Source organism: Rothia amarae, from assembly GCF_014705945.2.
GTDB lineage: Bacteria > Actinomycetota > Actinomycetes > Actinomycetales > Micrococcaceae > Rothia > Rothia amarae.
Genome location: NZ_CP061538.1, coordinates 2,109,705 through 2,131,298, shown reverse-complemented (window position 1 = coordinate 2,131,298; position 21,594 = coordinate 2,109,705). Strand labels below are relative to the sequence as shown.

Here is a 21,594-nt window from a genome sequence, read left to right as displayed (position 1 = left end):
ATACCTTATGAGAGATGGGGGGCTTACACTCTGTGCGGGGTCTTCATAAGATAGTCAGTAGGTATAGAAATTTACGATTATCAATATTCCAAGGAGACTGCCGTGAAGATTTTGACCCCCACCAGCATCACATTGGATGAATCTAAGTTAGGGCTGACGGATGAGGACCAGCTCGTTTCTTATGACCCACAGGAGAATCTGGCTCCAGAGCACTATGACGCCGACGTCCTGATTGCCTGGGCTAATACTAATGAGCAGCTGAAAGATGCCGCCGCGCATCTTGATCAGGTGAAGTTGGTGCAGGCATTGTTGGCTGGGCCGGATCAGGCACGTGCTGCGGGGTTCCGGGAAGAGGCGATTATTGCTTCTGGTAGCGGTCTTCATTCACTGACCGTGGCTGAGCATGCTCTTGCGTTGACTTTGAATTTCATTCGTTTCTTGCCGGTCCTGGCAGAGGAACAGGATCGTTCTCATTGGGCTTCTGAGTTGGGTGGTGCGCAGGAGCTTCATCCTGAGGGCAAGGTGACCACTTTGCTCGATGCCAATGTGTTGATTTGGGGTTTTGGTTCTATTGGTAAGGAAACCGCCCGCCTGTTCAAAGCATTTGGTTCCCATGTAACCGGTGTGGCGCGTAGCGAGGGCAACCGAAATGGCTTCCCTGTTATTACCGAAGATCAGATGGGGGAGTATTTGCCAGAAACCGATGTTTTGGTGATGATTCTTCCGACGAGCGATAAAACGGAGCAGGTGCTCAACGCCGAGGTGTTGAAGCAGCTCCCTGCGCGCGCGTTCGTGATTAATGTGGGGCGCGGGAGCACCGTGAACGAGCCAGATTTGATGGAAGCTCTCAACGGTGGAAACCTCGCTGGGGCGGCGCTCGACGTCGTTTCGCAGGAGCCCTTGCCTGCCGATCATCCTTTATGGGGCACGAAAAATCTGGTGATTACCCCTCATGCTGCCGGTGGCCGACCGGTGGACCCTGAATCTCTGATTGCTCAGAATCTTGAAGCGCTACGGAAAGATTTTGCAGGAGGGCACGGCGAGTACCGTAACAAGATGAATTAGTAGAACATTTTTACCCCCCGGTAATTCAATAATGGCTCTGTCCGTACTCGGCACAGAGCCATTTTTGTGCTTATTTTCAAGCTGACGAGGAAATATGTAGCAGAAATTTTAGACATGAAGAAGAATGACTGCGCGGTGTTCACGGGATAAAACCGGTTTGGTATGTCTTACATATTGGTTATAAGATTTGACCAACCAGTTTCGAAGTGTCATGAGTCACAGCAGTGGCTCGGCTGAACCTGAAAAGGTAATCACACACATGCAAAAGTACACGAATACTTCGCGCTTGAAGGAGAAAGTACATGTTTAAGTACATCCTCAAACGCGCCCTGACCTACGTGGTCATGATCTTTTTGGTCACCAGCGCCGGTTACTTCCTCGCCGTCCAGACCATGAACCCTGCTCTCCTTGAGCAGGAGAAAATTCCGCGTCCTACACCGGAACAGATTCAGGCAAACTTTGCCTCACTGAAACTTGACCCACAGATGAGCGCCTGGGAACGCTACGTGCAGTGGCTCAAGGACATTCTTTTCCACTTTGATTGGGGACGTTCGCCCAACGGCGCGTACATCAACAGTGAATTTGGCCAGCGTGTTTGGGTCTCTACCCGCCTTTTTGCCGCAGCTATTATTTTGTCGCTGATTATCGGTGTGGCTCTGGGTGTGTTTTCCGCGGCTCGCCAGTACAAGGCATCTGACCGTATCATTACCGGTTACTCCTACCTGGTTTACATCATCCCCGCACCTATTGCTTACTTCTTGGTGCAGCTGGGAGCGGTTGCTATTAACCAGGCGGCAGGGGACCGTATTTTCTTCGTGACAGGCATTTCGTCGCCGGGTGTTGAACCTGGCTGGCCGACCATCGTCGATATGGCGGCTCACTACCTGGTACCTACTTTCTGTATCACTATCATGTCCTGGGGCGGTTACCAGATTGCTCAGCGCCAGTACCTACTCGATAGCGTGAATGCTGACTTCGTCCGTACTGCTCGCGCGAAAGGTCTAACCCGCAACCAGGCGATTACTCGCCACGCACTGCGCGTTTCCTTCATTCCCGTGGCGCAGTCCATCGCTTTTACCGTTCCCGCAATTTTCACCGGCGGTTTCTTCGCTGAGGCAATCTTCGCCTGGCCCGGAATCGGATTGTGGTCGCTTCAGGCGATTGGTGCGCAGGACGTCAATGCGGCAACTGCAACTCTTGCCTACGGTTCGGTGCTCTTCGCCGTATCAGCGATTTTGGCTGACATTGCAACTACCATTGTTGACCCCCGAGTGAGGATGAATTAATGACTGCTGCAGTTCCTCCAACAGATAATCTTCCTCGCGAGTCGCAAGATGTTCCCGAGTTGAAGGTGGATGACACTCCTGACTTCAAAGTCATCAATAAGTCCACGATCATTACCCGCCGGTTCTTCCGTAACAAGGCGGCGGCGTTTGGTCTGATTGTGTTCATTCTCGTAGGTCTTTTTGGTCTCTTTGGCGGCTTGTTGGCGCAGTGGGATACCAACACCATTGACCCCTTCTACATGGCAACCGGTCCCAGCGCAGCCCACTGGTTTGGTACTACCAGCGCTGGAACCGACTTGTATGCCCAGGCTGTTGAAGGTGTGCGCACCTCGATGGCAATTGGTCTCATTGTCGGTGGTTTGAGCGTTATCATCTCCGCCGTCTATGGCTGCATCATGGCGTATTTCGGGGGCAAGCTCGATAACGTCATGCTCTTCTTCCTCGAAACTCTCATGATGGCACCTCAGCTTCTGGTGATTGCAATTGTGATTAACGGTGCTGGCGGCCAGAAAATCCGCGAAGTTCTTCCCGGCTGGGTTATCCTCACCATCGTTTTGCTGATCTTCTCGTGGATGTATGACGCCCGTGTGATTCGTTCGATGGCGATGTCACTCATTCAGCGCGATTATGTGAAAGCCGCCCGCTACATGGGTGTTTCGCCTTTCAAAATCGTTTGGCGTCACCTGGTTCCAAACATCGGCTCCCTGCTGGTTTTGAACTTCACCCGCGGTATTACCTTGGCGATTCTTTCTGAGGTTGCATACACCTTCGTGGGTATTGGCGTGAAGTACCCCAACTACTCGCTTGGTTCACTGATTGCTCAGGCATCGAGCCAGATTAATACTCTGCCCTGGATGTTCTGGATTCCCATGATTCTGTTTTTCTTACTCGTTGGCCCGCTGTCTTTGATGAACGACGGTTTGCGCGACGCATTCGATCCCACCTCACTGTCGGTGGGTAAGGCTAAGAAAGACAAGAAGGAGAAGGCAAAATAATGAGCGCTAATCCCGTTCTTTCGGTCAAAGACCTTAACGTTTCATTCAACACTGAAAACGGCGTGGTGCATGCGGTTCGCGGTATCAACTTTGATTTGCACGCCGGTAAGACGCTCGGCATCGTGGGTGAATCGGGCTCCGGTAAGTCGGTAGCTTCGATGGCGATTATGGGGCTTCACCCTACCACCGCGGATATCACCGGTTCTATCCAGTACAAGGGCAAGGAACTGCTTGGCCTGTCGGATAAAGAGATGTGTGAGCACCGCGGTAAAGATATCGCGATGATTTTCCAGGATCCGCTGAGCTCTCTGACCCCGGTGTACACCATTGGTGATCAGATTGGTGAGGTGCTGAAGGTTCACAATAAGGGCATGAGCAAGCAGGCGATTAAGGATCGTTCGGTAGAGCTGATGCGTTTGGTGGGTATCCCGGACCCTGCGAACCGTCTGAAGTCCTTCCCTCATGAATTCTCTGGTGGTATGCGCCAGCGCGTGATGATTGCTATGGCTATCGCTAATGACCCCGCAGTTCTTATTGCGGACGAACCTACCACCGCTCTGGATGTAACCATTCAGGCTCAGGTTCTTGAGGTCATGGAAAAGGCGCAGGAAGAAACCGGCGCGGGCATCATTATGATTACCCACGACCTCGGCGTTGTGGCTGGTATGGCTGATGACATCATGGTCATGTATGCCGGTAAGCCTGTGGAAATTGCACGGGCTGAGGATATCTACACCCGCCCCGCGCACCCCTACACCATCGGTCTGCTGGGCGCGGTTCCGCGTGTTGACCGTGCGGATAAGGTTTCGCTGGTCCCTATCGACGGTACGCCGCCCAACCTCTTGAACGAGGTGCACGGGTGCTCGTTCCGCCCTCGTTGCCCTATCGCTAAGTCTGGCGGTCAGTGCTGCAAGGACGTGGCTGAAGAGCCTGCATTGCGCTTGATTGAGGGCGCTGGCGAAGGTCACTACGCTGCTGCAGATATTGCGGAACAGCTTGTGGACGCTCGCCCCGAAGATCTTTACCCCGTACCTGAGGTTCCTGAATCTAAGTATGATTCGATTCCTCGTGAAGAGCGCCCCACTGTGCTTGAGGTCAAGAACCTTAAGAAACATTTCCCCTTGCTCAAGGGCGCTTTGGTGAAGCGTCGTGTAGGTACCGTCAAGGCGGTCAACGGCGTCTCCTTCGATATTCGCGAGGGTGAGTGCTTCTCCATCGTGGGTGAATCTGGCTGTGGTAAAACCACCACGCTGCTAGAAATCATGGAGTTCAACAAAGAAACCGACGGCGACATCCTAGTGAACGGTTCTTCGGTCCATGATGGGCTGAAAGGCTCTGAGCTTCTGAAGATGCGCAAGAACCAGCAGATGGTGTTCCAGGACCCCACCGGTGCGCTTGACCCCCGTTTTACCGTCTACGAAGTTCTTGCTGAACCCCTGGAAAACCAGGGTTGGAAGAAGAAGGACATTCAGAAACGCGTTATCGAACTGATGCGCACGGTGGGTCTGCAGCCGGACCATGTGAACCGCTTCCCCAATCAGTTCTCTGGTGGTCAGCGTCAGCGTATCGGTATTGCTCGTGCGCTCGCGGTTAACCCCAAGCTGGTGGCGTTGGATGAGCCGGTTTCAGCACTCGACGTTTCGGTTCAGGCAGGCGTTATTAACCTGTTGGAGAAGCTCCGTGCAGACCTAGGCTTGAGCTACCTCATGGTGGCGCACGACCTGGCTGTGGTTCGCCATGCCTCTGACCGTGTTGCAGTGATGTACCTGGGCCGCGTAGTGGAAATTGGGCATGTGGATCAGGTGTTCGACAACCCGATTCACCCCTATACCCGCGCGTTGCTTTCGGCTATTCCGGTTCCTGATCCGGAGGTGGAAGCATCTCGTGAGCGGATTATTCTGGAGGGTGATTTGCCGACGCCGTTGAACGCGCCCGATGGTTGCCCGTTCAGCACGCGTTGCCCCATCTTCAAGTTGCTACCTGAGGAGAAGCAGAAGGTGTGCACCAGCGAGCACCCGGCGATGAGCCGCGAAGGCAACCTGGATCACGAGTATGCCTGCTACTTCCCCAACGAGGAGGTCGCTATCGTTTCTGCGACTAACCCTGAGGCGGTTGTTGGCGTATCGCAGGATGAAACCCCCTGGGGTGATTCTGCGTTGGCTGCAGATTCGACCGTGGCAGATTCAAGTGCTGCGGGTGAAGGTTCGATTCGGGCCTAGCTCCGAAAAGGCGGTCTGACGAGGGGTTATCTGAGGTGACTCCTCGTCAGCCTGGTACCACGCCGCTCATACGGCGGCGCATGCGGGCACCTGTAGAGGTAAATGCCCCTATTTATATTTCGTATTATTGCTATCAAAAAGTTGCGATATATATCACAAATAGTGTTAGATGTATCTCAACCACGAGCCTTTCAGATTAGAGGAAGGCACGCGCATTATCAGCTTTGTTTCACTGTTTTTTTCGGAAAATTGTGGCAAAGCTACCCACACGCACACTGTGCATTACATAAGGGGGATCTTATGCCTAAATCCTTTATCGTTAACCGCCGTTCGCTTTTGCTCGGCACTTCAGCACTCGGAGTTACCGGACTACTCGCAGCATGTGGAGGTGGCAAGGGTGGTAACACTACTAATGCCGAGTCAGCTTCCGCACTGGGAGTCGGCGAAGATATCGCAAAGCTCATCTCTATTAATCCTAAAGAGCGCACTGAGCTGAAAGAAGGCGGCGATCTTACCCTTCCTATGGCTGACCTAGGCCCCGACTTTAACACTGCTTCTCAAAACGGAAATAGCTCTTCTGCAGCAGTGTTCGTTTCTTCGCTTTCACCCGTTACTGTTTTGGGTCTATGGATGAGCGATTATGAAGGAAAGATTTCTACTAACCCTGATTTCTGCGAGTCCTTCCAAGAAGAAGTCTCGGGTGGCAAGCAGATTCTTAACATCAAGCTGAACCCTAAGGCAAAGTTCAACGACGGTACTCCCATCGATGTGAAGGCACTTCAGGCAACTGCCGAAATTCTTGGCAAGGGGTTAGATAAAGGTTTCAACCTGGTTGATCCGGGTCCTCACGCCTACATTGAATCGGTTGAAGAAGACGGTGACGCCTTTACTGTAAAGGTCACCATGTCCCAGACTTATTACCCCATTGAAGATGTTTTTGGTTCCGGTGTTTTCCATCCTGCAATGAACGACAAAGAAGTTTTCAATAACGGCTTCGTCGACAAAATCCACAATGAATGGCATGCCGGTCCTTTCAAGCTTGAGGAATGGAATTCATCCGAGAAGCGTGCAGTTGTAGTACCCAATGACAAGTGGTGGGGCGAGAAGCCTCTTCTTGAGCGCATTACTTTCCGTCAGATGGAAGCTTCTGCTGCTCGTGCAGCATTCAAGAATGGTGAGATTGATTCGGTGGGGGCAAGCACCCTCACCGCTTACAAGGACGTTGAGGGCACTGCAGATTCAGAAGTTCGTCGCGGACAGCGCCTGTTTGCCGGCGGTCTGAATATGAGCTCTTTCCGTTTGCCTGTTGAAATGCGCAAGGCAATCTTTGCGGCAGTTGATCGGAAGGCACTTGCTGATATTCGTTTCCAAGGTCTGAATTGGTCAGAGGAACTCCCAGGATCTATGCTCTTGATGCCATTCTCGGAGTACTATCAGGACAACTTCTCGAAGGCTACTGAAGGTGTAGAAGCCGGTAAGGTTCTGGAAGAGGCTGGCTACAAGAAGGACGGTGACTTCTACAAGAAGGATGGCAAGAATGCAAAATTTGCTGTAACCACTTTCGGTGATGATCCGGTATCCGGTGCTATGGCTCAGACGTTGGTTCAGCAGATGAAATCTGCGGGCATTGAGTGCACCATCGATAACCAGCCTGATGCTAACTTCGCAGATATCATGGGCAACAAGCAGTTCGATATGACTTTCTCGGGTTTCACCGTTGGCTCTGATGGTACTTTGGCTACTAGCCAGTACTATCTAAAGGACAATAACGACGGTGAGGGTTCTGATGAAATCGATAAGCTCATCGCAGAAATGGGCAGGATTCAGGATGCCACCGAGCGCAATAAGAAGGCTAATGAAATTGAGTTCAAGCACATGAAGGAATTCGCGATGATGGGTACCATCTTCAATGGTCCTGATATCTTCGTCGTGAAGAAGACTCTTGCGAACTGGGGTGCTGCACTCTTCGGCTCGCCTCGCTTGAATCCTCATATGTGGTCAAACATCGGTTGGATTAAAGAGTAATTCACTGAATTAAGGTGCCTCAAAGGCTAAATTTATACACCCTAGGGTTTCTGAATTTTGCCTTTGAGGCACTTTTTTATGCCTGGTGTGAAGGTGTTTGTGGGCGGTGGGTCTTTTTAGAGGGTGACGACGTCGAGCTGACGGTGGATTTAGCGAGGGGACGGAGGGTTTTCTCAAATATTCTCCTAGTGTTGCACGGAGCATAATTTTAGTGTTAGATAAAGTTCAACATTATTGAGACTTACACCACAAATGTAAGGATCGGTTGAACAATATCCACACACATTGCTCTAGCCATTCGAAAGACACCTCTATGAAAAATTTCATCTTCAACCGTCGTACCCTTCTTGCGGGAACCGCTATCGGCTCCGTCGGTCTACTTGCCGCCTGCGGTGGCGGAAACAGCGGCAACACCTCTAGCGCCGCATCGGCATCAGCCCTGGGAGTGGGCGAAGACATCGCCAAGCTCATCTCGGTCAACCCCAAGGAACGAGCAGACCTCAAAGAAGGTGGCGAATTCCGCTTTGCTCTGAAATCCTTGGGTCCCGACTTCAACGTCGCTAACCAAAACGGCAATACCCACGACAACGCGCTAGCTCTCTCTGCCGTCTCACCCATCAACGTATCCGGTCTATGGCAGACCGATTTCGAAGGTAAAGCCTCACCCAACCCCAACTTCTGCGAATCCTTCCAGGAAGAAGTCAGCGGCGGCGTCCAAACTCTACGCATCAAACTGAACTCCAAAGCGAAGTTCAACGACGGCACCCCCATCGACATTAAAGCTCTTCAAGCAACTGCCGAGATCTTGGGTAAGGGTCTCGATAACGGATTCAACCTGGTCGACTCCGGTCCCCACTCGCTCATCGAATCCATCGAAGAAGACGGCGACGCTTTTACCGCCAAGGTGACCATGAAAGAGCCTTACTACCCGATTTCCGACGTCTTCGGTTACGGCTTTGGCGTCTTCCACCCCGAGGTCAACAACAAAGAGACCTTCAATAACGGATTCGTCGATAAGCTGCACCCCGAATGGCAGGCTGGCCCCTTCAAAGTAGATAGCTGGAACTCCTCCGAAAAAGTTCTCGCCATGGTTCCCAACGACAAGTGGTGGGGCGAAAAGCCCCTCCTAGAGCACGTCACCTACCGTCAGATGGAGACCTCCGCTCAGCGTGCGTCCTTCAAGAATGGCGAGTTGGACGCCGTTGAAGCTCGCACCCTCACCGCCTACAAGGATGTTGAAGGAACCCAGGGCGCAGAAATCCGCCGAGGTCAGCGTCTGTTTGCCGGTGGTCTGAACATGAGCTCCTTCCGCCTACCCCTTGAAATGCGTAAGGCTATCTTTGCCGCGGTAGACCGCGACGCCATGGCAAAGGTAAAGTTCAACGGCCTCAACTGGACCGAGCAAATGCCCGGTTCCATGATGCTCATGCCGTTCTCCGAGTACTACCAAGATAACTTTGCTGAAGCAACCAAGGACTGGGACGCCGGCAAGATTCTTGAAGAAGCTGGATACAAGAAGGATGGCGATTTCTACAAGAAGGACGGCAAGAACGCCAAGTTCACCGTCACCACCTTCGGTGATGATCCCGTGGATTCAGCCCTTGCCCAGACCTTAGTGCAGCAGATGAAGACCGCAGGAATCGAATGCGCCATCGACAATCAGCCCGATGCAAACTTTGGCACCGTCGTCGGCAACAAGGACTTCGACCTCACCTTCTCCGGTTACACCGTTGGCCCCGACGCTACCACTGTGGCGAAGCAGTACTACCACTCAGCAAATAACAAGGGTCAGGGTTCCAAAGAGATCGACAAGCTCATCGAAGAAGCCGGAAAGATTCAGGACGACAAAGAGCGCAACAAGAAGTGCAACGAGATTGAAAAGAAGCACATGGAAGAATTCGCCATGATGGGTACTCTTTTCAACGGTCCCGAAATTTTCATGGCAAAGAACGAGCTGGCGAACTTCGGCGCAGCCCTCTTTGGCGACGTCAACCAGGCACCCAACACCTGGCTCAAGCGCGGTTGGACTAAGTAACAACTCCTCTCTCTATCGTTGAGGTGCCCAAAAGGGTCAACTTTTCCTCGAAAAGTTGACCCTTTTGCACACCTCAATGCAGGGCAGGGTAAAAAGTGAAACTGACCTAAACGTCATGTTGTTTCATAAACCATTGGCTTTCTGCGCCACCACGCGCCCGAGAGAAAAAGAACGGCTAATGCGCTGGGGGAGTACCTCGTCACGGTGGAATAATAGGAGGTGAAAAGAAGGACGCAGCTCTGCTCGTCCGCCCTCACTCTGTAGCGAGAGAAGCCAGCAATGAGCCCCCGCCTGATGATCCCCGCAAAGGATCTCACGCCCCGCCACCACCCACGATCCGCAATGGCAGGTAAAATTGCCGCCATCGTCATCGTGACTCTAGCCCTCTACTTCATCCCGCCGCCGGAAGGCGTGGACCCACGCGGTATGCACATGGCGGCTATCTTTGTAGGGACGATCCTCGGTCTGATTCTGCAGCCACTCCCCACAGCATCGGTAGCAATTATCGGGCTTGCAATCGCCATGATTACCGGCACGATGACTGCCAAGGAAGAAGCGCTCCAGGGGTTTGGTAACTCCACGATTTGGCTGATTGTTGCCGCGTTCTTTATTGCAGACGGGTTTCTTCTCACCGGCCTGGGTAAGCGCATTGCTCTGATGTTCGTGCGCATCCTGGGTAAATCCTCGCTTGGGCTTTCCTACGGTATGGCGATAACCGACCTCATTCTGGCACCGGCAACGCCGTCCAACACCGCCCGCGCAGGTGGCGTGGTTTACCCCATCATCAAATCCTTGGCAACGGTGAATGGGTCAGAACCCACCAGCGATGAATCGCGCAAACGGCTCGGATCGTATCTTTCCTTGACGTCGGTGCAGGTCAATACCATCACCTCAGCCATGTTCGTGACCGCAATGGCGGGCAACCCCCTCGCCGTAAAGTTTGCCGCTGAAAACGGCGCGAATATCACCTGGGGCGGATGGGCACTTGCCGCGCTCGTACCCGGTCTTGCCGCGCTCATCGTGATGCCCTGGGCAATGAGCAAAATCTACCCACCCACCCTCAAAAAAACGCCCGACGCTCCTGCCCAAGCCAGCGCTCAGCTTAAAGAAATGGGCCCCATGAGCCGGGGTGAATGGGTCATGTTAGCAACCTTCATTCTGTTGCTGGCGCTCTGGGTGCTTGGGTCAACTATTGGGGTGGACGCAACCTCGGCGGCGTTCTTGGGCATCGCCGTCTTGTTGGTGTTCAAGGTGCTCACCTGGAAAGATATGGCAGCCAACGCTGGCGCGTGGTCAACCCTGATTTTCTTCTCGGTGCTGGTGGGCATGGCAACACATCTTAACGACCTGGGCGTTATCGGCTGGATTGGTGACAGCGCAGCGAAAGCAGTAGGCGGGTTCTCCTGGCCTATCGCCCTGCTGATTCTGGTGCTGGTCTACTTCTACGTTCACTACTTCTTCGCATCCAACACCGCGCAAATTGTGGCAATGTACTCGGTCTTCTTGGGTACCGCAGTAGCCGCAGGCGCCCCCGCTATGCTCGCCGCGCTCATCCTCGGTTTTGCCGGCAACCTCATTGGCGGTTTGACCCACTACGCATCGGGCCCCGCAGGGGTTATCTACGGTTCGGGATACGTGACCACCGGCGAATGGTTCCGCGTGGGCTTCATCGCCTCGGTAGTGAATCTACTGGTGTGGGCAGTAGTCGGACTTCCCTGGATGATGCTCATTCTCTAGTCCTCCCACTCGTTGAGGTGCAAGAAAGCCCCACCGGTTAGAGTTGAACCATGGCGAAAAAACTAGTGGTACTCACCGGCGGCGGATCCCGCCACTCCACCTCGGCAATGATGGGGGAGCGCCTGCGCGACTGCACCCTCACCGCCGCCCAACAATCCGGAATCGAAATCACCCACCAAACCTTTCACCTGGGGAATTTCACCTACGACATCGCAGACTATCTCTCCGACGGCTTTGCCGGCGACGAACTCGCAGCCCTCCTCGAAGCAGTCCGCTCGGCAGATGCGCTGATTGCCATCACACCCGTCTTCAAAGCCAGCTATTCGGGGCTCTTCAAACTCTTTTGGGATATCACCGAAGACGGCGACATTGTAGGCACCCCGGTACTTCTCGCCGCAGTAGGAGGAACAGGGCGTCACTCACTGGTACTGGACCACGCTCTACTACCGCTGTTCGGATACCTCGACGCCGACGTCGTACCCTCCCGGCTCTTCGCCACCACCGAAGAACTCAACGGCTCAGACAAACGCGCCCAGAAAATTAGCGCCCGCATCGAAAAAGCGGGAAGCCTTCTGGCGCAAAAACTTACCGACTAGGGGGATCGACCATGCAGCTGTACGATAACTCTGAAACTTTTCCCGCCAACCCTCTGCATAAAGGACGACCATGACCATCCGCAACGCCACCCACATCACCGTGCTCGCTACCGGTGGAACCATCGACAAAGAGTACAACCTCGACTCCGAAATGGTGATTGGTGAGCCCTGGATTCGGGAGATTCTCTCGCGAGTTATCACCGACGTTGAATTCGACGTACAGTCCATCCTCAAACTCGACTCCTTAGACATGACCGACGCCGACCGCGCCGTCCTCACCGAAGCCCTGAATAAAGTCGACGGCGACCGGGTGCTCATTACCCACGGCACAGACACCATGCCAGAGACTGCCCGCTACCTGCTACAAAATGCGGACCTGGGCGAAAAGGTTGTAGTTCTCTGCGGGTCCATCCAGCCAGCTATCATGCGAACCTCGGACGCCGACTTCAACGTCGGTGCCGCCGTCGCCGCCCTCAACCTTTTGGAACCGGGCGTTTACATCTCGATGAGCGGTCGCATCTTTGCTGCAGAAACCGTGCGTAAAGATCGGTCACGTGGAATTTTCGAGGGCTAAGTCGAAGGGAACTTCGATAGGATTAAACTTGTCCCCATAAAATCGCGAGGGCCAAAGAACCACGCATCGAACGTCCTAAGGAGTGACATGAGCGACCAGAACGATTACGGGCAAATCCCCAGCTCTGATAACAATAACTACGGCAACCTAAACGGTAACAACGCAGGATCCCATACCTCAGCACCGCACAACTCAGGTGCACAGAACCCCGGATTTCAGAACCCCGGCGCACAGTCCTCATACGCCGGCAACTACGGGCAGCAGGGAAATTACCAGCAGGGTAATTACGGGCAGCCTAACGGAACCCAGAACTCTAACGGCTACCCGGTGCCTAACCAGCCGCCGTCCTACGCAGGAGCAATGGGGTACAGCAACGGTGCAGAGCCCGAGAAGCCTGCCACTCCTAAGACCTTGAAGATTGCTAGCTACTTTATCTACGGCACGATTCTGCTGGGGATTATTGGGCTCATTATGCAGCTCATGAATCCTGAAGATTTGATGCAACAGACAGGTATAAATTCTATCGATCTTGAAGGTAGCGGACTGACTGAATCTGATCTGCAAGGGTTCATGCAATGGGGCATCTGGCTTGCTGTTATTTGGATTGTCATTCAGTCTGGACTAACCATCATGTTCACCATTTTCATGTTGCGCGGCGCTAACTGGGCGCGCATTGTGTTGACCATTCTGATGGCATTCGGCATCTTCAATATCCTTGCTATCCCCATGGCAGGTCTACTCGGTTACCCGATGGGAGTTGCCGCCCTTTCGACCATCAGCGGACTGCTGTGCATCGGCGCGATAGTCTACATGTTCCTCCGCCCCTCCAACGAGTTCTTCCGTAAGATGCGTGAGCGCAAGCAGTGGCTTGCTTTCAACCAGTACCGCTAAATGACGGCGGAGGTTCTGCGGGCACGCTGTGCCTGAAAGCTAAAACCTAAAACACAGTCAAAGTGGCGTTCTGAGGTGTAAAAATGCACCTCAGAACGCCACTTTGACTAGCAGTTAGTTCTGAGCAACTAACCCTGCGCTACCTCGCCGAAACGATCCGGCATAGTGGCAGACCAAGCGGCGCGTAACTCGTCGAGCTTCACGGTGGTCTCGCCCTGAATAGCCAACTCGCCGGACTCCGCGTCCACAACACCGATGCGGGCGAAGGGGAAGTTGCGGGCGGTGCACATATCCTTGAAACGAACCTCTTCGGAGCGAGGAACAGAAACGACCACACGACCCATCGACTCTGAGAAGAGCAGGGTGAAGGTGTCGACGCCGTCGCGCTCCGCAACCTCGCCCAAGCCAATGCGAGCGCCCACGTTGAAGCGCAAGCATGCCTCAGAAAGAGCAGCGATGAGGCCACCGGAGGAAACGTCGTGAGCTGAATCGATCATGCCGTCGCGAGACAGATTGACCAAAATGTCGCCCAGTTCCTTCTCAACTGCCAGATCAACCTTAGGAGGTAAACCGCCCAGGTGACCCTTGAACCGTGCCCATTCGGAGCCGTCCAATTCGTCGGCGGTGGTGCCGAGCAGGTAGATTGCCTGGCCGTCGTGGGTCTTCTGCCAACCTGAGGGGGTGCGGCGGGTGACGTCGTCCATCACGCCCATCATTGCCACAACCGGGGTGGGGTTGATTGCCTTGCCACCGGTCTGGTTGTAGAGCGAAACGTTACCGCCGGTGACGGGAACGCCCAGTTCCATACAACCGTCTGCGATACCGCGAACAGCCTCAACGAACTGCCACATGACATCGGGATCTTCGGGGGAACCGAAGTTCAGGCAGTCAGAAACAGCTACGGGGCGTGCGCCCACGGTAGAAACGTTGCGGTATGCCTCAGCCAAGGACGCGCGGGCGCCCTCGTAGGGATCCAGGTAGGTGTATCGAGGAGACGCATCAGTAGCCAATGCCACTCCGGCACCGGTTTCTTCATCCACGCGAATCACGCCGGAATCATCGGGCTGAGACAACGCGGTGTTGCCCTGAACGTAGCGGTCGTACTGGTTGGTCACCCAGGACTTATCGCAGAGATTCGGGGACGCCATGAAGTCGCAAATCGCCTTGGCAAGCTCAGCGCCCTCGGGTCGCGCGTCGTCGGCGTCAGAACCGGTGAAGTGGTTAGCCTGGACGTCGTCCTGCCACTCGGGGCGAGAGTAGGGGCGCTCGTAGGTGGGGCCGTCGTGAGCTACAGTCTTGGGGTCAACATCAACGATGACCTCGCCGTCCCACTCAATAATGAGGCGGCCGGTGTCGGTTACTTCACCCAGAACGGAGTATTCGACATCCCACTTCTTCATGATTTCTTCGAAGGTAGCGAGTTTCTCAGGGGTAACAACCGCCATCATGCGCTCCTGGGACTCTGACATCAGAATCTCGCCGGGAGTCAGGGTGGGGTCGCGTAGCAGTACCTTGGTGAGGTCAACATGCATGCCGCCTTCACCGTTGGATGCCAACTCGGAGGTCGCGCAGGAAATACCCGCTGCACCCAAATCCTGGATGCCCTCAACCACTGAACCCTTGAAGAGTTCGAGGCAGCACTCAATGAGGACCTTCTCGGCGAAGGGGTCGCCCACCTGAACAGCAGGGCGCTTAGAGGGCTTGGTGTCATCGAATGACTCAGACGCCAGAACCGAGGCGCCGCCAATGCCGTCGCCGCCAGTGCGAGCACCGAACAAAATCACCTTGTTGCCCACACCTGAAGCATTCGCCAAGCGAATGTCTTCGTGGCGCATAATGCCAACAGCCAGTGCGTTGACTAGCGGATTTGCCTGGTAGCATTCGTCGAATTCAACTTCACCACCAATGTTAGGCAGACCCAGCGAGTTGCCGTAGCCGCCCACGCCGGAGACAACCCCGGGAACCACACGCGCGGTATCAGGGTGATCGATAGCGCCAAAACGCAGCGGATCCATCACAGCTACCGGGCGTGCACCCATCGAAATAATGTCACGAACAATACCGCCCACGCCTGTTGCTGCACCCTGATAAGGCTCAACGTAGGAGGGGTGGTTGTGCGATTCAATCTTAAAGGTAACAGCCCAGCCATTACCAATGTTGGTTACACCGGCGTTCTCGCCCATGCCCACCATCAGGTCTTTCTTCATCTCGTCAGTGACCTTCTGGCCAAACTGCTTGAGATGAATTTTCGAAGACTTGTAGGAGCAGTGCTCAGACCACATCACCGAGTACATAGCCAGTTCGGCTGCGGTGGGGCGGCGTCCTAGCAGTTCTACGACGTCGTTGAACTCATTTTCTTTGAGGCCGAGTTCAGCCCAGGGAAGTTCGGTGTCTGGTGTAGCCGCTGCGTGCTCAACGGTATCCAGGTTGAACTGCTTTTCACTCATGTGTTTAGTCAATCCTTTTAATCGCCAAAAGCGGCTGTTACTTTACGTTGATGATGTTGTGAAGAGCCGAGGTGAAAATACCTAGACCGTCTGCGCCACCGCGCAAATCAACATCGCCAAAGCCAGAGGACGAGGGGCCAAAGCCAGCTTCGATAGCGTGCTCGGGGTGGGGCATGAGACCGACGACGTTACCGCGCGCATTGGTGATGCCCGCGATGTCATTCCGTGACCCGTTGGGGTTGAAACCCACATAGCGGAAGACGACGCGGTTTTCAGCTTCAAGAGCGTCCAGAACTTTTTGCTCGGCAACGTACTGGCCGTCCTGGTTCTTGAGCGGTACTACGATTTCCTGGCCCTTTTCGAACTCGGAAGTCCAGGGAGTCTCATTGTTGTCAATGCGCAGAATCTGATCGCGGCAAATGAACTTGCGGTGATCGTTCTTAATCATGGAACCGGGCAACAAGTGGGATTCGGTCAGAATCTGGAACCCGTTGCAGATGCCCAGCACGGGCAAGGCGTTGTCAGACTGAGCGGCATCGATGACCTTGCTCATCACAGCAGCTTTAGCGGCGATAGCACCGGCGCGCAGGTAATCACCGTAGGAGAAACCACCGGGGATAATGACTGCGTCAACGTTCTTCAAGTCGGCGTCGTCGTGCCAAAGCTCGACGGCGGTGCCACCGGCTGCGCGGACCGCACGAGAAGCGTCGCGATCATCCAGGGTGCCGGGGAATGTAATAACGCCCACACGAACGTCTTTGAGGGAATCGTTGGAGGGAGTCTGAGAGAAGTCACCCACCAAGGGAACTTCAGTAGCGGAGAGTGATTCTGCCATGGATTAGTCCTCCAACGCTGAAACGTTAACGACGTCTTCAATCACAGGGTTAGAGAGCAACTCTTCAGCCGCTTTGCGAGCCTGCGCCAGCAACTCTTCGGTTACTTCGCCCTCTACGGTGAGCTCAAAGCGCTTACCCTGGCGAACATCGGTGAACTCATTCAAACCGATTCTGGGAAGCTCATTTGCGATTGCCTTGCCCTGAGGGTCAAGAATTTCGGGCTTGAGCATTACATCAACTACGATACGGGCCATTTGGCAGGCACTCCTTGGTGTGCAGAAACTACATGTGAGCCGTTACTTATCCTAGCTCACGTTGATAGTGCACACCTAGACAGGTCTCACCGAGGCAGACACACCCCGACATGTTGCTTAATCCTGCCCGTCAGCACCGGGGTGCTCGCTGAACTTATTGAGCAAATCAAAGGACTGCAATTTGCGGCCCATCAGGTCTTTCTTCAAAGCCTCAACTGATTCGCGGGTAAACCAGAAAGGGTTGCCTTCGGCGCGCTCTAATCCGCCGTCCTCAGCCCAAGACTGCACCGTGTAGTCAGAAACTCCCAGGTACTCGGCAACTTCTGCGAGAGGCATGGAATCTTGCTCAGACATCTTTACTCCTGGTTGATTTTAGGGCGTGTTGATACCCACTCTATCGAGTTTGCCACGCACCCACCTATGATGAAGGCATGGATTTTCTCACGGGAACTGGGTTGGCGGCCTCCGCCGGTTTGAATGCGTATGTGCCCTTGCTGGCAGTTGGTTTGCTCGATCGGTTTACCTCGGTGGTTGACCTGGGGCCGGGGTACGCGTGGCTTTCTAACGGCTGGGTCTTGGCTATTCTCGGCGTCTTGCTTTTGCTTGAAATAGTCGCAGATAAAATTCCAGCCATTGATTCATTCAACGACATGATTCAGAGCATCGTGCGCCCCACCTCGGGCGGAATCGTTTTTGGCTCCACCGCTGTTTCTCAGATTGCCGGCGTGAACGTTGGGGGAGTCGATACAGTCACGGACCCTGCCGCCTACGCCCACTCCGGCGCATGGATTTCAATCGTTCTAGGTATTGTGATTGCGCTAGTGATTCACCTGCTCAAAATGGGAGCGAGACCTATTCTGAACACCGCTTCAGCAGGTCTCGCTGCACCTGTAGTTTCAACCGCAGAAGACGGCGCGTCCATCCTGCTAGTTGTTGCCGCTATCTTCTTACCGGTGCTAGTGGTGGGATTCCTTGTGCTGGTCGTCTTGGCTATCTTCTGGGTTCTCAAAAAACGCAGGGAACGCAAGGACCGAAAGACGCGCGTACACGTCTACTAGGCGCGAACCTGCTCAGTCCCCGACGCCGTCCGGGCATCGTCGAGCACCTTCACTAAGCGACGGCGCAACTGAACCGACCGCTCGGAAAAACCACGCTGAATTTTCACGTACTCTGCTTTGCCTGCAGGGGTTTCCACCTCAATCGGTTCATAACCCCAATCGCGCAACTCGTAAGGAGCTGCCTTCATATCGAGTTCGCGAATCTCCCAGGCAAGCTCAAAACAGTCCATGAGCAACTCAGAATCAACCAGCGGCAGAAGCTTATACGCCCATTTATAAACGTCCATATTCGCGTGTAAACAAGCGGGCTGCTCCATAAAACGCTGCTGCTCGCGGGTGGGCTGAAGCTCGTTCTTATCGATTGCCTGGGGCATAAAAAAGCGGAAAGCATCAAAGTGCGAACAACGAATTCGGTTATTTTCTACCACCTGGTTCGTACCTTCAGAACCCAATCGCAACTGCAGGTACTCGTGGCGGATATTGTTCTCCTCAGACTTATACGCCATCGCCCATTCGTGCATGCCAAAGCACCCAAAGAACCCCGGCTTCGCGGCAGTATTGCCGAGGATTTCACGGGTGAACTCCACGGCAGAGCCACGTTTTTCCAAGAAAGCTTCGACATCTACCAACATTGCTTCCCCGCTCTTCTCTAACGACGACGCGCGGGCGGCGTCCACCCCTGCTGCTTCAAGTTCAGCGGCAGTGGCGGGGCGGTAAAACTTCTGCGCAGCATACTCGGGGGCGTCTAAAAGAATCACTCCCACCCCCGGATGCCATTTCTTAAACTGACCCGGCTTCAGCGTGTAATAAGTGAACAGGAAGTCCTCTACAGGATGCTTTTGACCGCGATTGCGCCTATCCAGAAAAGGATCTGCAAACCGACCGGCACGCCGCTCGTGGGTACGCGCCGTCGGCTCCCACTGCTCACGCTCCAGCGGGCGCAGGGGAGCTGCCAAAGAGTCCTGAAAAACATGCATGCCAACCATCCTACGGACACCCCGAACGCAAAAGTGCGCGATTCCCCGTGAGAAATCGCGCACTTTCTATCATCGCTCTAGGAGGGAACGAAAACTTTTTATCGGCCGGTACCGCCGTAAACGGTTGCCTCACCTTCGGTATCCAAATCGAAAGCGGTGTGAACGGCGCGCACGGCGTCGTCCAGCTTCTCCAACTCGGTGATAACCGAAATACGAATTTCCGAGGTAGAAATCATCTGAATGTTGATTCCCGCGCTAGAGAGAGCCTCAAAGAATTTGAACGAAACACCGGGATTAGCCTTCATGCCGGCGCCAACGAGGGAAAGCTTACCCACCTCATCGGTGTACTGAATCTCAGCGAAATCAATATCGTCCTTAGCCAATGACAACGTAGCAACCGCCTTATCACCCTGATCCTGCGGAAGAGTGAACGTAATATCGGTTACATCCGGGCGGTCAGTAGAAACGTTCTGAACAATCATGTCCAGGTTAATATCCGCCTCATTGAGCAGACCAAAAACCTTAGCGGCAGAACCCGGAACGTCCTGAACACCAATCAAAGTAACCTTCGCCTGGCTCCGGTCATGAGCCACACCAGAAATAAGTGGTTGTTCCAAAGGGATCTCCTTCAAGTTATTGGGCACAAAATCATCGGGGGTATCAGGAATAACGATAGTGCCTTCAAGCTGCGAGAACGAAGAACGCACATGAAGTTTCAAATTGAACCGGCGCGCATACTCCACGCTACGCAGATGCAAAATCTTCGAACCGTTGGCAGCCATTTCCAGCATCTCTTCACTGGTAATCACATCAAGTTTCTTGGCTGAAGAGACCACGCGCGGGTCGGCACTGAAGACGCCGTCGACGTCCGAATAAATCTCGCAGACGTCCGCACCCAAGGCGGCAGCAAGCGCGACGGCGGTGGTATCAGAACCGCCGCGACCCAAGGTAGTGATGTCCCCGGTCTGCCGGTTCATGCCTTGGAAGCCCGCGATGACGGCGATATCACCTTCATCAATCGCTCTCTGAATGCGATCGGGATTCACTTCAACCAAACGCGCTGAACCGTGGATGCCGTCGGTAATCATGCCTGCTTGGGAGCCAGTGAAAGACTTTGCTTGCACCCCTAAATCGTTGACTGCCATAGCAAGAGCCGCCATCGAGATGCGCTCACCAGCGGTCAACAACATGTCCAATTCGCGGGAGGCACCCGGGTTGGAACTGACTTCAGCAGCGAGATCGAGCAGGTCATCGGTGGTATCGCCCATTGCAGAGACCACTACAACAACCTGGTTGCCCGCCCTATATGTGTCCGCTACGCGACGAGCCACCCGCTTGATGCCGTCTGCATCAGAAACGGAAGACCCGCCGAACTTTTGGACAATCAGGCTCATCGAAAACTCCAGTAAAAATCGAGGTGTGCCGGTATTGCCGGCTGGATTCATAGTACGTGAACCGGGTAGCCGGGGGCGATTTGTGTGTCACTTAGTGGAAATGCTACGCGTATTACGGATTGTTGAGGGGGCGATGTAACGGGTGCGTTCCTGGGTTCGGGTCACTAAATCAGCGAAAGTGCATTCAAATAAGTGCATTTTTACGGATTTAGTGACCCGGCGGAAGCGAAGAAGTTATCCACAGATTTATAAGAAACCACTAAACGCTATTAAATATCATCAAACTATAAGAATGAATCAAGATTTTATGAACAACATCCTCACCCTTTCCGAGCTCATCGATCGGGGATTCACTTTCCAGCAGATCCAAAATGGTATGCGCGATGGCGAGCTTCTGAAAATGGCTCACGGTATTTACATGCTGAGCAGTTTCGACCGTCAGCTCACTCGCTTTGACCAGCCTAAAGCTCGTCTTGTCGTGCGAGCCAAGCAGCTGCGTCGCCCCATTTTGAGCCATGAATCCGCAGCCCTTTGGCACGGTGCACCACTATTACTGACGCCGTCGGTACTGCATGTGTCTACACCGGGGCTATCGGGGCGGTCGCGCCCGGGCCTGCGATTACATAGAAATCGTTTTGAACAATGCGACAGTGCAACTCCGATTGATGGATTCATGACGACCGCCGCGGCGCACACCGTGAGCGATTGCGTAGAGACGACGTCGAGCGGTGGCGTGCTTGCTATAGCAAATTACTTTTTGCACCAGCGTAAATGTACGCCGGATGAGATAGCCGAGGTACTTCTGCAACCTCGACGTGTTCACCAAGAACGAGCGGTGAAAGTTGCTTCCAGGTTGTCTTTATTGTGCGAATCGCCATTAGAAAGTCTCACGTGGAACCTCTTGCATGAGTGGGGAATGGAGCTGCCGGAGCAACAGGGGGAATTTGTCTTTGCCGGTGGGAATACCTACCGCGTGGACTTTCTGTGGCGGAAAAAGAAGCTAATTTTGGAGGTAGATGGGCAACATAAATACAGCGGTGACTTGGGAAACCCCGGGGACGTAATTCGCAACGAGCGCGCCCGTCAGCGGGAGTTGGAGAAACTGGGGTGGACCGTGATTCGTGCGGATTGGGGCGATATTACGAGAAATTCTCGGCAGCTGAAGTTGCGGTTAGAGGGGTTAGGGCTGTGATAACTGGGTTCGG

The 21,594-nt window shown here is 54.0% G+C and carries 18 protein-coding genes; 12 read left to right on the top strand and 6 right to left on the bottom strand.

The window, feature by feature from the left end; translation table 11 throughout:
* Window positions 1-102: 102 nt before the first annotated feature.
* The 10 genes from IDM48_RS09975 (at window position 103) to IDM48_RS09930 (ending at window position 13,423) form a co-directional block, all read left to right on the top strand.
* On the top strand, window positions 103-1,065 hold the full coding sequence (locus IDM48_RS09975) for an NAD(P)-dependent oxidoreductase (RefSeq protein WP_190617221.1): 963 nt from the start codon (window positions 103-105) through the stop codon (window positions 1,063-1,065).
* A 302-nt stretch (window positions 1,066-1,367) separates the two neighbouring features.
* On the top strand, window positions 1,368-2,351 hold the full coding sequence (locus IDM48_RS09970) for an ABC transporter permease (protein WP_068172928.1): 984 nt from the start codon (window positions 1,368-1,370) through the stop codon (window positions 2,349-2,351).
* Window positions 2,351-3,346, top strand: a complete 996-nt coding sequence (locus IDM48_RS09965; RefSeq protein WP_145175296.1) for an ABC transporter permease — start codon at window positions 2,351-2,353, stop codon at window positions 3,344-3,346. Before IDM48_RS09970 ends, IDM48_RS09965 begins: the two co-directional genes overlap by 1 nt.
* Complete coding sequence (locus IDM48_RS09960; protein WP_190617219.1) at window positions 3,346-5,565, top strand: ABC transporter ATP-binding protein; 2,220 nt, start codon at window positions 3,346-3,348, stop codon at window positions 5,563-5,565. Before IDM48_RS09965 ends, IDM48_RS09960 begins: the two co-directional genes overlap by 1 nt.
* A gap of 300 nt (window positions 5,566-5,865) precedes the next feature.
* Window positions 5,866-7,590 (top strand): ABC transporter family substrate-binding protein, encoded by a 1,725-nt coding sequence (locus tag IDM48_RS09955; RefSeq protein WP_190617217.1) that lies wholly within the window; start codon window positions 5,866-5,868, stop codon window positions 7,588-7,590.
* A 313-nt stretch (window positions 7,591-7,903) separates the two neighbouring features.
* Window positions 7,904-9,625 carry an ABC transporter family substrate-binding protein gene (locus IDM48_RS09950; protein WP_190617215.1) on the top strand — a complete coding sequence of 574 codons (1,722 nt, stop codon included), beginning with the start codon at window positions 7,904-7,906 and terminating at the stop codon, window positions 9,623-9,625.
* A 342-nt stretch (window positions 9,626-9,967) separates the two neighbouring features.
* A complete protein-coding gene (locus IDM48_RS09945; protein ID WP_202939916.1) occupies window positions 9,968-11,362 on the top strand; it encodes a DASS family sodium-coupled anion symporter in 1,395 nt (464 codons plus the stop codon).
* Between the two features lie 50 nt (window positions 11,363-11,412).
* Window positions 11,413-11,958, top strand: coding sequence for a CE1759 family FMN reductase (locus IDM48_RS09940; protein ID WP_190617211.1), 546 nt, complete (start codon window positions 11,413-11,415; stop codon window positions 11,956-11,958).
* 70 nt (window positions 11,959-12,028) lie between these two features.
* Entirely contained in the window at window positions 12,029-12,532 is a 504-nt protein-coding gene (locus IDM48_RS09935) for an asparaginase domain-containing protein (protein ID WP_190617208.1), read from the top strand.
* 87 nt (window positions 12,533-12,619) lie between these two features.
* The gene (locus tag IDM48_RS09930; RefSeq protein WP_190617206.1) at window positions 12,620-13,423 is read left to right on the top strand and encodes a hypothetical protein; all 804 of its coding nucleotides are present in this window, start codon (window positions 12,620-12,622) and stop codon (window positions 13,421-13,423) included.
* Window positions 13,424-13,551: 128 nt separating this feature from the next.
* On the opposite strand, the gene purL is transcribed toward IDM48_RS09930, so the two are convergent.
* The 4 genes from purL to IDM48_RS09910 form a co-directional block, all read right to left on the bottom strand.
* Complete coding sequence (purL, locus tag IDM48_RS09925; RefSeq protein ID WP_190617203.1) at window positions 13,552-15,870, bottom strand: phosphoribosylformylglycinamidine synthase subunit PurL; 2,319 nt, start codon at window positions 15,868-15,870, stop codon at window positions 13,552-13,554.
* Between the two features lie 37 nt (window positions 15,871-15,907).
* On the bottom strand, window positions 15,908-16,705 hold the full coding sequence (gene purQ / locus IDM48_RS09920) for a phosphoribosylformylglycinamidine synthase subunit PurQ (RefSeq protein ID WP_068168545.1): 798 nt from the start codon (window positions 16,703-16,705) through the stop codon (window positions 15,908-15,910).
* A 3-nt stretch (window positions 16,706-16,708) separates the two neighbouring features.
* Window positions 16,709-16,960, bottom strand: a complete 252-nt coding sequence (purS, locus tag IDM48_RS09915) for a phosphoribosylformylglycinamidine synthase subunit PurS (protein ID WP_145175326.1) — start codon at window positions 16,958-16,960, stop codon at window positions 16,709-16,711.
* A gap of 117 nt (window positions 16,961-17,077) precedes the next feature.
* Entirely contained in the window at window positions 17,078-17,314 is a 237-nt protein-coding gene (locus IDM48_RS09910) for a helix-turn-helix domain-containing protein (protein WP_190617201.1), read from the bottom strand.
* Between the two features lie 77 nt (window positions 17,315-17,391).
* On the opposite strand from IDM48_RS09910, the gene IDM48_RS09905 reads away from it, so the two are divergent.
* Window positions 17,392-18,018 carry a DUF4126 domain-containing protein gene (locus tag IDM48_RS09905; RefSeq protein WP_190617199.1) on the top strand — a complete coding sequence of 209 codons (627 nt, stop codon included), beginning with the start codon at window positions 17,392-17,394 and terminating at the stop codon, window positions 18,016-18,018.
* Here IDM48_RS09905 and IDM48_RS09900 read toward each other — a convergent pair.
* Entirely contained in the window at window positions 18,015-18,995 is a 981-nt protein-coding gene (locus tag IDM48_RS09900) for a 3-methyladenine DNA glycosylase (RefSeq protein WP_238397972.1), read from the bottom strand. The two genes, IDM48_RS09905 and IDM48_RS09900, sit on opposite strands and share 4 nt — an antisense overlap.
* A gap of 98 nt (window positions 18,996-19,093) precedes the next feature.
* The gene (locus IDM48_RS09895; RefSeq protein ID WP_190617197.1) at window positions 19,094-20,389 is read right to left on the bottom strand and encodes an aspartate kinase; all 1,296 of its coding nucleotides are present in this window, start codon (window positions 20,387-20,389) and stop codon (window positions 19,094-19,096) included.
* A gap of 292 nt (window positions 20,390-20,681) precedes the next feature.
* Between IDM48_RS09895 and IDM48_RS09890 the strand changes: the two genes are divergently transcribed.
* The gene (locus IDM48_RS09890; protein ID WP_190617195.1) at window positions 20,682-21,581 is read left to right on the top strand and encodes a DUF559 domain-containing protein; all 900 of its coding nucleotides are present in this window, start codon (window positions 20,682-20,684) and stop codon (window positions 21,579-21,581) included.
* Window positions 21,582-21,594: the final 13 nt, after the last annotated feature.